The sequence below is a fragment of the Amycolatopsis mongoliensis genome (assembly GCF_030285665.1).
In the GTDB taxonomy this organism is placed as follows: domain Bacteria; phylum Actinomycetota; class Actinomycetes; order Mycobacteriales; family Pseudonocardiaceae; genus Amycolatopsis; species Amycolatopsis mongoliensis.
Window position 1 is genome coordinate 7309078 of the sequence record NZ_CP127295.1, and the last position, 13633, is coordinate 7322710.

Here is a 13633-nt window from a genome sequence, read left to right on the forward strand (position 1 = left end):
CGCCGCGGGACCCGGCCGGTTTCCGCGTTTCGCCGGTTTCGCGCGGGGTGCGCTGTTAGGGTCCGGGCGGTGCGAGCGTGGTGGTGCGGCCTGGTCCTGAGCACGGTCGTGCTGCTCGGCGCGTGCGCGGGCGGCGGATCGGGGAGCGGGCAGGTGATCCCGCCGTCCACGACCGACGTCCCGTCCACAACGGACTCACCGCCGACGGCCGAATCTCCGGCGGCCACCGAGACCCCGGTGGCGACCACGACCACGCCGACGCGGGCGCACCCGCCGACGACGACGGCGAAGAAGCCCACGACCCTGCGCCGCACCACGACCCGGCGCCGCCCACGCTGAGCACGGGCGCACATCGCGATCCGGCGACAATGCCCCGGCCGCGGTAACCATCACCGCGTCCTCCCGACGGAACCACGGTACGGCCCTGAAGTCGTCGAAGGTGTGCTGATGAAGTCGTGGTTGTGGGGAATGCTGCTCGTCACAGGCGTGGCGACGGCGGCGTGTGGCGCCTCACCGTCGCCCGCACGTGCCCCGGCCCCGTCCAGCACCACCGAAACCGTGGTCACCATCGAGCCGACGCCTGTCGTGACCGTCACCGTGCCCCCGACCTCGAGTGTGACGGCTCCCGCCGCCACCAAGACGTCGGTCCGCAAGACACCGACCCGGCAGCCTCCACGGTTCGGCTACCAGTGCCGGGACGGTGACGAACGGAAATACGACGTCTGCGCGGGCCACCGGGCCTGGGTCGACGGACAGCGCGAGTTCACCGGCTGCCTGGACAGCGGCGGAAACTGGGACATCGAGAACCAGCGCTGCGAACGCCCCTGAGCTCAGCGGCCGCGGAGACCCGGCCGCGCCAAGCCGACCGTCGCGAGGACGATCAGCGCCACCGCCGCCACTCCCGCGATCACCGACAGCACCGGGGCCGGCGAATCCGTCCGCACCAAGGTGAGAATGCTCGACAGCAGCAGTACCCCTCCCACCCCCAGGTTCAGCCAGCACAGCGGAGCCGTGCTCGGGATGAAATGCCAACGCCGCTCGGCCATCGGACCTCCTCCGTCGGGAACTCTCCCCGGATCTGCCCCGAAGGCGAGTGGATCAAACCGGCGGGAATCCGACGTGACCCCGAGCTGTCGCAAACCTGCCAGCCACCGCGCTCCGCCGACGGTCTACTGGGGCGTCATGAGCACACCCCCGCCCAGCCGATGGGCCGCCGTCGCGGCCGTGACCGTCGGGATCTTCGCCATCGTCACCACCGAAATCCTGCCGATCGGCCTGCTGACGCCGATCGCGGACGGCTTCGGCGTCTCGGCCGGCACCGCCGGCTGGACCATGACCGTCCCGGGCATCGTCGCCGCCGTCGCCGCGCCGGTCGTCACCGTCGCCACCGGGCGGTTCGACCGGCGGGCCATGCTCGTCGTCCTCATGCTGCTGCTCGCGGCCGCCGGCCTGCTCGCCGCCGCCGCGCCCACCTTCGGCATCCTGCTCGCCGCCCGGTTCCTCGTCGGGCTCGTCATCGGCGGCTTCTGGTCGATCGGCTCGGGCCTGGCGCCGCGGCTCGCCGGGACGGCCGCCGCCGGCCGGGCGACCGCCGTGATCTTCTCCGCCGTTCCGCTGGGTTCGGTCCTGGGCGTGCCGCTCGCCACCCTCGCCGGGCAGCTCGCCGGCTGGCGGACGGCCTTCCTCCTGCTCGGCCTGCTGAGTCTCGCCACCGCCGTCGCCCTCCGGATCGCCACCCCGTCTTTGCCCGCAACGGAAGTCACGCGCCCGGCCGTCCTGAAGGGACTGCTGACCAGGAGTGGTGTCCGAAGTGGACTCGCGGTGACGTTCCTGGTCGTGCTCGCCCACTTCGGCACCTACACCTACCTCACCCCGCTGCTGCGGGACGTGGTCCGCCCGGGCGTGCTCAGCGGCTATCTCCTGGCCTACGGCGCCGCCGGGATCGCGGGCACCTTCCTGGCCGGGGCGCGCCGGCTGACCTTCGCCCCCGCGGCGCTCCTGATCGCGGCCGCCACCATCCTCCTGCCCCACGCCGGCCCGCTCGGCGCGCTCGCCCTGCTGATCGTGTGGGGCGTCGCCTACGGCGCGGTCCCGGTCTGCTCCCAGACCTGGTTCGCCCGCGAGGCGCCGGACGCCCCCGAAGCGGCCACCGTCCTGTTCACCGCGTCCTTCCAGGCGACGATCTCCGTCGGTGCGCTGGCCGGCGGTTTCGTGGTGGACGCCGTCTCCGTGCCGGCCGTCATGACCGGTGGGGGAGTCGTCGCACTGGCCGCGGCGGCGGTGGTTCAGGGGGCGCGGCGCACCGGAACCCCGGCCCGGAGCGCACGCGGGATCTCGGCGACCGCGTCGACGACCTCGAGCAGCCGCGAAAGCTCGTCGGGCGGAGCCGGCGAGTCGAGCTCGACGGAGTAGGCGATGCCGGTGGAGGTCCACGTCGTCGTGTCGAACCCGCCGGAGGCCGTCACCCGGGCCCCGGCGAGCTCGATGCCGAGCTGCTCCGCTTCGCGGTACAGGTCGTTGAGGACGCACCCCGCCGCGGCGAGGTTCAGCAGGTGGCCGCCGGTGAACTCGGTGTCCACGCCGACGCCGCCGGAAGTCCAGCGGTGGGGGAACCGCACGCCCGTCTCGCTTTGCAGGGAACCGGCGCCTGCCACGACTTCGAATGCCATGGCCCCAGTGTCGATGTTCCACTGGCCGGAACGCAAGACTGTCCTGCCCACCGACGCGGTGCAACGGTCGGGGACATGGCTCCCGTGATGGCGGCGATCGTCGGCCCCGGCAACATCGGCACCGATTTGCTGGCGAAGCTGCGACGCAGTGAAGTTCTCGAAGTCGGTTACGTGGTCGGCGTGGTCGAGTCCGACGGGCTCGAGCGCGCCCGCGCGCAAGGGATCTCGGCGTCCGCCGAGGGCGTCGACTGGCTGCTGCGGCAGGACCCCCTGCCGGAGCTCGTGTTCGAGGCGACGTCGGCCAAGGCACACGCGGCCAACGCCCCGCGGTACGAGGAAGCCGGCATCCAGGCGATCGACCTGACCCCGGCGCACCTCGGCCCGATGGTGTGCCCGCCGGTGAACCTGGGCGCGCACCTCGACGCGCCGAACGTCTCGATGATCACCTGCGGCGGCCAGGCCACGATCCCCATGGTCCACGCGGTTTCCCGCGTGACGCCGGTGCCGTACGCGGAGATCGTCGCGTCGGTGGCCTCGCGCGGCGCGGGCCCGGGGACCCGGGCCAACATCGACGAGTTCACGCGCACGACGTCGCAGGCGGTCGCCGAGATCGGCGGCGCCGGGCGCGGCAAGGCGATCATCATCCTCAACCCGGTCGAGCCGCCGATGATCATGCGGGACACCGTGTTCTGCGCGATCGGGCTCGACGCCGACCGCGACGCGATCACCGAGTCGATCCACGAAATGGTCGACGAGGTCGGCAAGTACGTGCCCGGTTACACGCTGCGCGCGGACCCGCAGTTCGACGACGCGCGCGAAGACTGGGGCGGCAACGCGCGGGTCGGGATCTTCCTCGAGGTCCGCGGCAACGGCGACTACCTGCCGGAGTACGCCGGGAACCTCGACATCATGACCGCCGCGGCCGCCCGCGTCGGCGAGCTGATGGCCCGCGCGAAGCAGGAGGTGCCGGCATGAGTGAGCTTGCGAACGAATCAATGGACACTGGGCGCCCGCAATTGAACCACGACGTCCGGATCGTCGACACGACGCTGCGCGACGGCAGCCACGCGATGGCCCACCGCTTCACCGAGCAGCAGGTGCGCGACACCGTGCGCGCGCTCGACCGCGCCGGCGTCGAGGTGATCGAGGTGACCCACGGCGACGGCCTCGGCGGCTCGTCGTTCACCTACGGCTTCTCCGCGGTCGACGAGCTGAAGCTGATCGCCGCGGCCCGTGAAGAGGCGAAGCAGGCGAAGATCGCCGTGCTGCTCGTGCCGGGCATCGGCACGGCCGAGGACCTCCAGCGCGCCTTCGACGCCGGTGCGGAAATGGTCCGGGTGGCGACGCACTGCACCGAGGCCGACGTCTCGCCGCAGCACTTCGGCTTGGCGCGCGAACTGGGCATGGAGACCGCCGGGTTCCTGATGATGGCGCACCGGACGCCGCCGGAGGACCTCGCGAAGCAGGCGCGGATCATGGTCGACGCGGGCTGCCAGGCGGCGTACGTGACGGACTCGGCCGGCGCGCTGCTGATGCACGAAGCCCGTGAACGGTTCGATGCACTGGTGGCCGAAGTCGGCGACACGGCGTGGGTCGGCTACCACGGCCACCAGAACCTCTCGCTCGGCGTCGCGAACTCCGTTTTGGCGTACGAAGCCGGGGTCCGCTACATCGACGGGTCGCTCTGCGCGCTCGGCGCGGGCGCCGGCAACTCGCCGACGGAGGTCCTCGCGGCGGTGTTCGACCGCCTGGGCATCGACACCGGACTCGACGTCGGCGCCCTGCTCGACGGGGCCGAGGAGATCGTCCGCCCGTACCTGAACCGGTGGCCGAAGATGGACCGCAACGCGATCGTGCAGGGCTGGGCCGGGGTGTACTCGAGCTTCCTGCTGCACGCGGAGCGCGCGGCGGAGCGGTACGGCGTCCCGGCGCAGGCGATCCTGCGCCGCTGCGGCGAACTCGCGCTGGTGGGCGGCCAGGAGGACATGATCATCGACGTCGCGGTGACGCTGGCCGCGGAGCAGAAGGGCTAGCGCGCGAAGCGGTCCAGTGCCGCGAGCTTCCAGCCCCGCTTGACGTCACTGGCCCGGTGCCCGGAGTGGTCGTCGACCAGCAGCTCCGCACCGGGCCAGGCTTCGGCCAGTTCCCACGCGGTCGTCACCGGGCAGCTGAGGTCGAGCCGCCCGTGGATCAGCACGCCGGGGATGCCGGCGAGGCGCCCCGCGTCGCGGATCACGGCGCCTTCCTCCAGCCAGCCGGCGTGCGCGTAGTAGTGCGTCGTGAGCCGGACGAACGCGAGCGTGGCGTCGTCCACCGGTTCGTCCTGGACCGGGGGAGCGCCCGGTTCGAGGGACAGCACGACGTCCTCCCACCGGCGCCACGCGGCCGCCGCGCGGTCCCGGACCGCCGGATCCGAGGAGGACATCAGCTCGGCGTAAGCCGCGACGTCGTCGTCGGCGCCCAGCGTGAACCGCGCCCATTCCTCGGGGAAGAACCGGCGCACGCCGCGGTAGAGCCAGTCGATCTCCGACCGGCGCGTGGTGCTGATCGCGCTGACCACGATCTCCGAGACCCGCTCGGGGAAGCGCTCGGCGTACACCAGGGCCAGGGTCGTGCCCCACGAGCCGCCGGTCACCAGCCAGCGCTCGATGCCGAGGTGCTCGCGCAGCCGTTCGAGGTCGGCGACGAGGTGCTCGGTCGTGTTGTCGCGCACCGACGTCGTCGCGTGCGGCACGCTCCGGCCGCAGCCGCGCTGGTCGAGGAGCACGACCCGGTAGCGGGCGGGGTCGAACATCCGCCGCATGCCCGGCGCGCTGCCCTGACCGGGTCCGCCGTGCAGCACGACCGCGGGCTTGCCCTCGGGGTTGCCGGAGGTCTCCCAATGGATCCGGTGCCCGTCGCCGACGTCGAGGAGCCCCTGGTCGTACGGCTCGATCGGCGGGAACAGCTCGGCCATGGCGGGTGTCCTCTTTCGGTCAACGTCCGGTCTTGACCGGTCCGCGCCGCGCCTCCGGCCGACAGAATCGGTCCCGTTGATCATTCCACTTCAGCTGAGGGGACTTCGATGAAACGCAGGATCTTCGCCGCGGCCGTGGCCTGCGCGGCCACGTTCGCCGGGCTGCTCGGCGCCGCTCCGGCGGCCAATGCGGCGACGGCGGTGACCTTCACCCCGCGCACGGTGACCTCGCCGCACGAGACCCAGTACGTCGGCGCGCTCGGCTCGGTGCAGCTGCCGATGACGGCCAACCAGACCGCGTACGTCTACTCGACACTGCGCGCGAACAACGCGTCGAACACGACGCTGATCGACAACGAGGTCCGCTGTTCGAGCACGAGCGGCTGGACGAAGAACGAGGTGCTCGGGCAGAACGTCCTGATCGCGAGCGCCACCAGCGCCCCCGCATCGCTGCGGGACATCAGCGTGACGACGCGGTTCCTGGTCCACCCGGGCGCGGCGGGCACCGTCACGTGCACGACGTACCTGCGGAGCGCGAACCTCGGGCTGGGCAACTCGACCGTGAGCCTGGTCAGCGGCGAGCTGAAGTTCGCGGACACCAGCGTCGCGAACACGACCGCCGGCACGCCGCCGCAGGCCGACGACGGCGACACGCCTCCCGGCCGCGTCATCGGCCTCAGTTCGGCAGCCTCGACGGTCCGCGAGCCGGCCTCGAACGTCTTCGAGATGGCGCCGGTGACCGGGCTCAGCGTGTTCGGCGACATGGAGCTGATGGCGTGCTACCCCGAGCCGAAGGACGGCTGCCCGGTGAACAGCATGACCGCCCGGGTGACACTGTTCGTCAACCAGTGGAAGGCCGACGGCACGCTGTGCAAGTCGGACGCCTCGTCGAGCGTGACGGCGCTGGTCCGCCGCGACGTCCACCACTACGTGGTCCCGCTGAACACCCGCTTCGCGGCGGCGACGGGCAACGGCTGCGTGCCGAAGTTCAATTTCTACGTCAAGACCGACTGGGTGAGCGGCTCGACGGGCGCTGTTCAGATGGCGTCGGGCGCTCTGCCCGACGCGACCGGTTCGACGGTGAAGCACTATGACGCGATGAGCCACGCCTTCGCCGTCGCTTACTGAGGTCGAGGGGGCGCGCCGGCTTCCCGGCGCGCCCCCGGCGTCAGGCGGGTTTGCCGAACCAGCGGCGCAGCGAAGCGTCGAGCCCGGTCGTGGCGCCGCCCTCGCTGGCCCAGGCGATGTGCCCGTCCGGCCGGATCAGCACACCGGTGAGCGACGGCTCGCTGACGCACTTCGCCGTCAGCGTGGTCACGCGGCCGGCCCAGCCACTCCCGGTTTCGCGCAGCTCGGCGTTCTCGGCCAGGTCGAGCAGCAGCGCCCGGCCGTCCTGGAGGTGCTCGCCGAGCCGGGTGCCGTCGGCGAACGCGAAGTCGGGCGCACCGCGGCCGGTGAGGTCGTGCTCGCCCTCGATCGGGTACCGGTGCAGGACGCCGGAGAGCTTCTTGGCCAGGTACGTCGCACCGTCGTCGGTGAGCAGCAGGTCGGTGACGACCTGGCGCAGCGCCTTGGTCCGGACGTCGCTGCGCATCAGCGCGACCTGCGCCCGCGTCCACTCGAGAACCCACTCGCCGATCGGGTGCCGTTCGGTCGTGTAGGTGTCGAGCAGGCCGTCGGGCGCCCAGCCGTGGATGGTCGCGGCGAGCTTCCAGCCGAGGTTGACGGCGTCGCCGATGCCGAGGTTGAGCCCCTGCCCGCCGAAGGGGGAGTGGACGTGCGCGGCGTCGCCCGCGAGGAGCACGCGGCCCTTGCGGTAGGTGGTCGCCTGCCGCGCGTTGTCGGTGAAGCGCGTCGCGCTGTGCACCTTGGTCACCCGGACGTCCGCGCCGGAGACCCGCCGGAAGCTGTCTTCGAGCTCCTGCGCGGTGACCGGGGCGTCGCGGTCCGCGGGCGGCCCGTCGAACTCGACGGTGAGCATCCGGCCGGGCATCGGCCCGTGGACGTAGAGGCCGCCGTTGCCGTGCTGCCAGCCGCCGGGCAGGGCATCGGTGCCGGTGAGCTCGGCGAGCGCCTGCCGGCCGGTGACGGCGGGATCGGTCCCGGGGAACTCGAACCCGGCGTGTTTGCGGACGAAGCTGCGGCCCCCGTCGGCCCCGACGAGCCAGCCGGCGTGTTCTTCGCTCCCGTCGCCGAACCGCACGGTCACGCCATCGTCGTCGGCATCGAACCCGGTCACCTCGACGCCCCGCCGGATCTCGACGCCCAGCTCGGCGGCGCGTTCGGCGAGGACGGCCTCGACGGCCTGCTGCTGGATCACGACGACGTTCGCCGCGGGCCCGACGTCGCGGAAGGCGGGATCGTCGAAGTGGACGCCGCTCGAGGCGACCATGATCCCGGCGAAGTGCCCGACGGGGATCGCGGGCTTCGGCCCGCCCCCGCCCGCGCCTCGCGATTTCAGGAACTCCTGGATCTTGTCGAAGTTCTGCTGCACCACGGCATCCACCGCGGGCAGCAGGCCACGGCGGTAGAAGGCCTCGGCGGTCGTCAGGTTGACCGACCCGGCCTTGATCGTCAGGTCCGGCTCGGCGAGCCGTTCGACGACGAGCACGTTCACGTCCTTGAGCCGGAGTTCGCAGGCCAGCATCAGCCCGACCGGTCCGCCCCCGGAGATCACCACATCCCAGTTCATGGCTCCGATGATGCCGCGAAACTTTTACCGAGTCAAACTTTGGGCTCGGTCTATACTCTCGGCTCATGGCGGATCACGGACTGCGCGAGCGGAAGAAGCGGGCCACGCGCCAGCTGATTTCGAACGTGGCCTCGGGCCTGTTCATCGAGCGAGGCTTCGAGGAGGTGACGGTGGCGGAGATAGCCGAAGCGGCGGGCGTGTCGAAGATGACGGTGTTCAACTACTTCCCGCGCAAGGAGGATCTCTTCCTGGACCGCCACGCGGACCGGCTGGCGGAGCTGACCGAGGTGGTCCGATCCCGGCCGGCGGGGGTATCGGCTTGCGCTGCTCTGCGCGCGCACCAGCACGCGCTCTTGGCTTCCGGCCATCCGCTGTCCGGGGCCATCGCGGGCGGGCCGGGGTTCTGGTGGGTGCTGACGTCGAGTCCCGCGCTGATGGCCCGGTGGTACGAGCAGGAGCGGGAGATCGCGGACGCGTTCGCCGAGGTGTTCGTCGCGGAGACGGGGGACGCGTTCCGGTCCCGGATGGTGGCGGGACTGTTGACCACGGCGATCACGACGGTCTTCGCACACGCCATGGGGCGGATTGTGGCCGGCAATGATGCCGAGGTGGTTCGGCGGGAGCAGGTCGAGGTGATCGATCAGGCTTTCGATCTGGTGGAGCGTGGAGTGGGAGAGTTCCCGGCCAAGCCGCGTTGAATCGACCTGACTTCGGACTAGCCCTTGTCTACCAGGTGCCTCTATCAACGCCGACTCGCCATCGTCGACAACTGAAGACCATTGACGATCATTGTTTCTGCAACGGGCCGACCGTTGCCAACGTCTTTCTCGGGTCCGTGTGACCTAATTGGCGTCATGCTTCAGCAAGGACTTCCGAGGCTCGATCACATGATCTCGAGCCGCTAGCCCGATCGGCGCAGCCGGCAACGGGTCAGCGTTCGTCCGTTCAAGTGAAAGCTTGGAATACATGTGCGTCCTTGGTGCCGACTGGCGACCTCTGGTCTGAGCCTCACGCAATCCTCCAAGCGGCATCGTAGGTGGGCATGAAGAAGCAAGGTACTTGGTCGCGCACTGACAAGATCGCGCGGTGGAGTCTCGTGGTCTCTGTCGCAGCGCTGCTTCTCGCTGCCACTCCACTGATCGGGGACTGGATCGCATGGCTACGGGAGCCGGCGGCCTCGATTTCGAGCCTTGATCAGAACGCAACACTGATTGGCGAGAATCAGAAAATATCTGGACGCGCAGATCATTTGCCAAAAGACGGCGACCTCTGGCTCATCGTCCGCACGGCCGATCCGGGCGACTGGTATCCTCAGCAGAAGCTCGAAGTTTCGTCGGATGGAATATGGAACGGCGAATTCGACTTAGGTACTCCGGGTCGTTTTCAGCTATCCATTTACTTGGCTGACCGCGAGTCGTCAGGTGTTCTTGCAAACAGTGTTGAAACGTTAGAGAAGAACGGATTCACAAAGGGTGTAGTCAGTCTCCCGACCCAGCTTGTCCTGATGGATTCCAGGGCCGTAATTCGGGCCGCCTGATGCTCATGAAATCAATTGAATTACAATTGGCAAAACTGTCGGACCGTCAGATCGGATGATGGTGGCGTCACTGGAATCCGATCTCTGCCCAAGTAAGCTCTGACCGTCGCCGCCATTCATGGCCTGGATACCCTTCAACAGCACACCCGACCACTAGGATCGGAGACTTGTTGGGCCAGTTGCGTTCTAGACGCCGCGGCAGTCACCCTCGGGCCCTGGCAAGCTAGACGGCCCTGGGGGGACTTGAATCCTCATGCCCGTTGAGAGTGCTGATTGGGCCGCTCGCACTGCAGCATTTGGTCGTTTTGAGGGGTCTCGCTGGCTTAGCGGAGTGCGGTCTTCGCGCCCTCGGCCACTGCTGTTGCGACCGCCGCGAGGGCGGGGGAGTCCAGCTTCCACTGCTGCCAGTGCAGCGGTACGTCGAGCGGGCGGTCTGGGGCCAGGTCCACCAGGGCGTCGCCGCGGGGGGCCGCTTGGATCTCGGGGACCATGCCCCAGCCCATTCCTGCTGCCACCGCGTCCACGAATGACTCTGATGCCGGGATGTGGTGGCGGACCAGGGTGAAGTTTCGGCGGCGTGTCAGGCTGCGCAGGAAGCGATCCTGCAGGTCGTCCTTGCGGTCGAACATGATCACTGGTGCTGCCGGCAGGGAGGTTGGCAAGGGTGAGGTCAGCCAGCGGGCGATGAACGCGGGGGACGCCATCGCCCGGTAGCGCATGCGGCCCAAGCGGACCGATGTGCAGCCCTGGACTGGTTGGGGTGAAGCCGTTACCGCCGCCATCACCAGGCCCTCTCGCAGGAGCGCGGCCGTGTGGTCCTGGTCCTCGCGTTGGAGGTCGAAGCAGATTCCGAGGGATTCCGGGAGGCGGGCCAAGCTGGGGAGGAACCACGTGGCGAGGGAGTCGGCGTTAACCGCGATCGACAGGGTCCGGGTCGCGGAGCGGAGGCCCAATTCGGCCAGCGCGTCGTATTCCAGCTGTGCCAGTGAGCGCGCGAAGCGGATCAATACCTGGCCGGACTCGGTGAGCGTGACCGGCTTCGTGCGGAGCAGGAGCACGCGGCCCGTGCGCTGCTCCAGAGCCTTCACCCGCTGGCTGACCGCGGACGGCGTCACGTGCAGCACCGCCGCCGCTGCGTCGAAGCTTTGCTCGTCCACTACGGCCAGGAGGGTTCTGACCTGGTCGAGCGGGAGATCTGACATCACGGACGCTAATGTTACGTAAGAATCTTTAGCTGGAGTAATCCAGCAAGACGGTCATACCGTGGCGGGGTGCTGCCACTGCTCCTCGCCGGGTTCGGGACCGGCCTGTCCCTCATCGTCGCCATCGGCTCGCAGAACGCCTTCCTCCTGCAGCAAGGACTGCGGGGCGGCGCCGTGACCCCGCTGGTCGTCATCTGCGCTGGGTCGGACCTCGTGCTGATCGGGCTGGGGGTCACCGGGATCGGGGCCGTCATCCGGCAGTGGCCGACGGCGATCGGGGTGATCGCCGTCGGGGGTGGGATTTTTCTGCTCGGCTATGGGGTGCTTGCCGCGCGGCGGGCGTTTCGGCCCTCCGTCATGACCGTCGGTGCCGAACAGACGCCGCTGCGGAAGGCCGTGCTGGCCTGCGTTGCCTTCACCTGGCTCAACCCGCACGTCTATCTCGACACCGTCCTGCTGCTCGGTTCGGTCGCCGTCGCCCATGGCGATGGACGGTGGCTTTTCGGGCTCGGCGCATGCGTCGCCAGTGCCGTGTGGTTCAGCGCGCTCGGCTTCGGTGCGAAGAAGCTGGCAGGTGTGTTTGCGCGACCCGTGGCGTGGCGCGTTCTGGATGTCGTCATCGCCGTGACGATGACGGGCCTAGGTGTCACGATGCTCTTCAGCCGCGTGTGACTCACCAGAGTTGTCCGCGCTCCGATGCCGGCGGGCGCTCCAGCTCCAGCAGGAACTGCTTGCGCTTCAACCCGCCCGCGTAGCCCGTCAGCTTCCCGTTCTTGCCGACCACGCGGTGGCACGCCACCAGGATGCTCAACGGGTTCCGCCCGACCGCTGCCCCGACTTCGTGTGGCAGTCCGCCGACCGCATTCGCGAGGTCGCCGTAGGTCGCGGTCGAGCCGTACGGGATCGTCGCCAGCTCTGTCCACACCGCACGGTCGAAGGAAGAGCCTTCGGCGCGCATCGGCACGGCGAACTCCGTGCGCTGCCCGGCGAAGTACTCCTTCAGCTGGCGGACAGTGTCGGGGAACGCGTCGTCGTCGCGCGGGCCGAACGTCGTCCGGTCCGGCCGGGTCCAGTGGTGCGGGAAATACAGGCCGGTCACGACGTCGCCGTCGCCGACCAGGGTGAGCTCGCCGATCGGGGAATCCACCAGAGTGTGCTTCATCAGTCCTCCCAAGTTGTGCCGTCCGCCCAGGCGCCGCGTACGCCGGGTAGCCGGAAGTTCGCCAGGGCCGCCGTGACGACCGTCCTGCCGGGACTCCACGACGTCGACATCCGCAGCCGCCGTGTCATGCCGGCCCAGCCGGCCGGGGTGGCGCTGACCATCCAGATGTCCGGCTCCGGCGCCGCGAACCGCCGGGCTTGGCGCAGCCACGACGCCGCTGACTCCGGCCACGTCACCGTCGCCAGCACCAGGCCGCCCCACGCTGCGGCGATCCGCTCGCCGTCGGCTCGCGAGACCGGGTCGGCCGCGGTGCCGATCACGACGTGCCGGGCCTGGCCGATCAACCCCACGAGCGCCTCGAGTTCCGCGTCGGTCATGCCGCGTCGTGGAATACCAGGCCCAGGGTGTGCCGCCGGCCTGAACGGACCGCCGAAACGCCGTGGCGCACCGGTGACGCCGACCAGCCGCGGGCCGAGCGGACCGGGCGGTCGCGGGTGGTGAACACCAGGCCGTGGCCCTGCGGGATGAGTGTCGCGGTGCCGCGCGACTGCGCTCGGGGGCGCTGCTCGACCAGCAGGAACTCGCCGCCGGTGTGGTCGGTGCCCGGGTCGTTGAGGTTGATCACGACCTGCAGGGGGAACACCTTGTCGCCGTAGAGGTCGCGGTGCAGCGCGTTCCAGCCGCCTGTCTCGTAGCGCAACAGGATCGGGGTCGGCCGCCGCTGGCCGGCGTCGTGGCAGACCGCCAGCCACTCGTCCAAAGTGGACGGCCATTCCGGCTCGCGGCCGAGCCGGGTGTACCAGTCCTGCGCGATCGGAAGCAGCCGTGGGTAGAGCGCTTGCCGCAGTCGCTGCACGGGCTCCGGGAACGGTTCGGCGAAGTAGTGGTAGTCGCCGTTGTCGCCGAAGCGGTGGCGGCGCAGGTTGACCGTCGCGCGGAAGTGCTCCGGCTGGTCCCACAGCGCGACGAGCTTCGCGCACTCGGCCGGGGTGAGCAGCGGGGGAAGGAGCGCGCAGCCGTAGTCATCGACCTCGGCGGCCACCGCGCCCCAATCGGCCGCGGCGACGCGGTTCTCGTAAGTGCTCATACCGGGTAGACGCCCTGGAGGGGCGAAACGTGAGATGGGGTGGGGAGATTTCCTGGGCCGACGCTGCCGCTACCGGTACTCCGGACGCCGGGTCGGGGGTGTGCCTCGGCGCGGACATCGGGCCGAATCGGCCATGTACCGGACGCAGGTGGAGGTGCGGTGTGGTTGCGGTAGATGCTGGGGGCGGGGGCGATGCGGCTTGGTAGGCGGCGACAGGTACTGGCGTGCCGGGTGCGGGTAGGGCGGCTGCTGTGCTGGTGATGTGGTGGCCGCCGGCAGCCGGAGGGTGAACAGCTCGGCCGGCGTGGCTGCGGCGCGCACCGGCCTT

Annotated in this window: 16 protein-coding genes and 1 pseudogene; 9 read left to right on the plus strand and 8 right to left on the minus strand. The window is 69.9% G+C overall.

The features are described from left to right. The first annotated feature begins 69 nt into the window (after positions 1 to 69). Both QRX60_RS35135 and QRX60_RS35140 read left to right on the plus strand, forming a co-directional pair. Positions 70 to 339, plus strand: a complete 270-nt coding sequence (locus tag QRX60_RS35135; protein WP_285995742.1) for a hypothetical protein — start codon at positions 70 to 72, stop codon at positions 337 to 339. Positions 340 to 447: 108 nt separating this feature from the next. Then, positions 448 to 828: a hypothetical protein gene (locus QRX60_RS35140; RefSeq protein WP_285995743.1), complete on the plus strand. Its 381-nt coding sequence runs from the start codon at positions 448 to 450 to the stop codon at positions 826 to 828. A 2-nt stretch (positions 829 to 830) separates the two neighbouring features. Here the strand turns inward: QRX60_RS35140 and QRX60_RS35145 are convergent, their stop codons facing one another. Then, the gene (locus QRX60_RS35145) at positions 831 to 1046 is read right to left on the minus strand and encodes a hypothetical protein (RefSeq protein WP_285995744.1); all 216 of its coding nucleotides are present in this window, start codon (positions 1044 to 1046) and stop codon (positions 831 to 833) included. 136 nt (positions 1047 to 1182) lie between these two features. Between QRX60_RS35145 and QRX60_RS35150 the strand changes: the two genes are divergently transcribed. Beyond that, complete coding sequence (locus tag QRX60_RS35150; protein ID WP_285995745.1) at positions 1183 to 2412, plus strand: MFS transporter; 1230 nt, start codon at positions 1183 to 1185, stop codon at positions 2410 to 2412. Here the strand turns inward: QRX60_RS35150 and QRX60_RS35155 are convergent. Beyond that, positions 2361 to 2669, minus strand: a pseudogene (locus tag QRX60_RS35155) (OsmC family protein); the annotation flags it as partial. The gene QRX60_RS35150 and the pseudogene QRX60_RS35155 overlap by 52 nt on opposite strands. A gap of 75 nt (positions 2670 to 2744) precedes the next feature. Between QRX60_RS35155 and QRX60_RS35160 the strand changes: the two are divergent. Together QRX60_RS35160 and dmpG are read left to right on the plus strand one after the other, a co-directional pair. Next, positions 2745 to 3644 carry an acetaldehyde dehydrogenase (acetylating) gene (locus QRX60_RS35160; protein ID WP_285995746.1) on the plus strand — a complete coding sequence of 300 codons (900 nt, stop codon included), beginning with the start codon at positions 2745 to 2747 and terminating at the stop codon, positions 3642 to 3644. Next, positions 3641 to 4702 carry a 4-hydroxy-2-oxovalerate aldolase gene (gene dmpG / locus QRX60_RS35165; protein WP_285995747.1) on the plus strand — a complete coding sequence of 354 codons (1062 nt, stop codon included), beginning with the start codon at positions 3641 to 3643 and terminating at the stop codon, positions 4700 to 4702. Before QRX60_RS35160 ends, dmpG begins: the two co-directional genes overlap by 4 nt. On the opposite strand, the gene pip is transcribed toward dmpG, so the two are convergent. Then, complete coding sequence (pip, locus tag QRX60_RS35170; protein ID WP_285995748.1) at positions 4699 to 5625, minus strand: prolyl aminopeptidase; 927 nt, start codon at positions 5623 to 5625, stop codon at positions 4699 to 4701. The two genes, dmpG and pip, sit on opposite strands and share 4 nt — an antisense overlap. 108 nt (positions 5626 to 5733) lie before the next feature. Between pip and QRX60_RS35175 the strand changes: the two genes are divergently transcribed. Further along, a complete protein-coding gene (locus QRX60_RS35175; RefSeq protein ID WP_285995749.1) occupies positions 5734 to 6753 on the plus strand; it encodes a hypothetical protein in 1020 nt (339 codons plus the stop codon). A 40-nt stretch (positions 6754 to 6793) separates the two neighbouring features. Here the strand turns inward: QRX60_RS35175 and QRX60_RS35180 are convergent, their stop codons facing one another. Further along, positions 6794 to 8317 carry an FAD-dependent monooxygenase gene (locus QRX60_RS35180; RefSeq protein WP_285995750.1) on the minus strand — a complete coding sequence of 508 codons (1524 nt, stop codon included), beginning with the start codon at positions 8315 to 8317 and terminating at the stop codon, positions 6794 to 6796. A 65-nt stretch (positions 8318 to 8382) separates the two neighbouring features. On the opposite strand from QRX60_RS35180, the gene QRX60_RS35185 reads away from it, so the two are divergent. Then, on the plus strand, positions 8383 to 9015 hold the full coding sequence (locus tag QRX60_RS35185) for a TetR/AcrR family transcriptional regulator (protein ID WP_285995751.1): 633 nt from the start codon (positions 8383 to 8385) through the stop codon (positions 9013 to 9015). A gap of 344 nt (positions 9016 to 9359) precedes the next feature. Next, positions 9360 to 9854 carry a hypothetical protein gene (locus tag QRX60_RS35190; protein ID WP_285995752.1) on the plus strand — a complete coding sequence of 165 codons (495 nt, stop codon included), beginning with the start codon at positions 9360 to 9362 and terminating at the stop codon, positions 9852 to 9854. A gap of 323 nt (positions 9855 to 10177) precedes the next feature. Here the strand turns inward: QRX60_RS35190 and QRX60_RS35195 are convergent, their stop codons facing one another. Beyond that, the gene (locus tag QRX60_RS35195; protein WP_456298898.1) at positions 10178 to 11056 is read right to left on the minus strand and encodes a LysR family transcriptional regulator ArgP; all 879 of its coding nucleotides are present in this window, start codon (positions 11054 to 11056) and stop codon (positions 10178 to 10180) included. Positions 11057 to 11125: 69 nt separating this feature from the next. Here QRX60_RS35195 and QRX60_RS35200 point away from each other — a divergent pair, with 69 nt between their 5' ends. After that, entirely contained in the window at positions 11126 to 11728 is a 603-nt protein-coding gene (locus QRX60_RS35200; protein WP_285995754.1) for a LysE/ArgO family amino acid transporter, read from the plus strand. Position 11729: 1 nt separating this feature from the next. On the opposite strand, the gene QRX60_RS35205 is transcribed toward QRX60_RS35200, so the two are convergent. Genes QRX60_RS35205 through QRX60_RS35215 form a run of 3 tightly spaced genes read right to left on the minus strand, consistent with a single transcriptional unit; the run spans position 11730 to position 13305 of the window. Continuing rightward, positions 11730 to 12218, minus strand: a complete 489-nt coding sequence (locus tag QRX60_RS35205) for a methylated-DNA--[protein]-cysteine S-methyltransferase (protein ID WP_285995755.1) — start codon at positions 12216 to 12218, stop codon at positions 11730 to 11732. After that, on the minus strand, positions 12218 to 12595 hold the full coding sequence (locus tag QRX60_RS35210; RefSeq protein WP_285995756.1) for a hypothetical protein: 378 nt from the start codon (positions 12593 to 12595) through the stop codon (positions 12218 to 12220). Before QRX60_RS35210 ends, QRX60_RS35205 begins: the two co-directional genes overlap by 1 nt. Continuing rightward, on the minus strand, positions 12592 to 13305 hold the full coding sequence (locus QRX60_RS35215) for a 2OG-Fe(II) oxygenase (protein WP_285995757.1): 714 nt from the start codon (positions 13303 to 13305) through the stop codon (positions 12592 to 12594). Before QRX60_RS35215 ends, QRX60_RS35210 begins: the two co-directional genes overlap by 4 nt. Positions 13306 to 13633 lie beyond the last annotated feature (328 nt).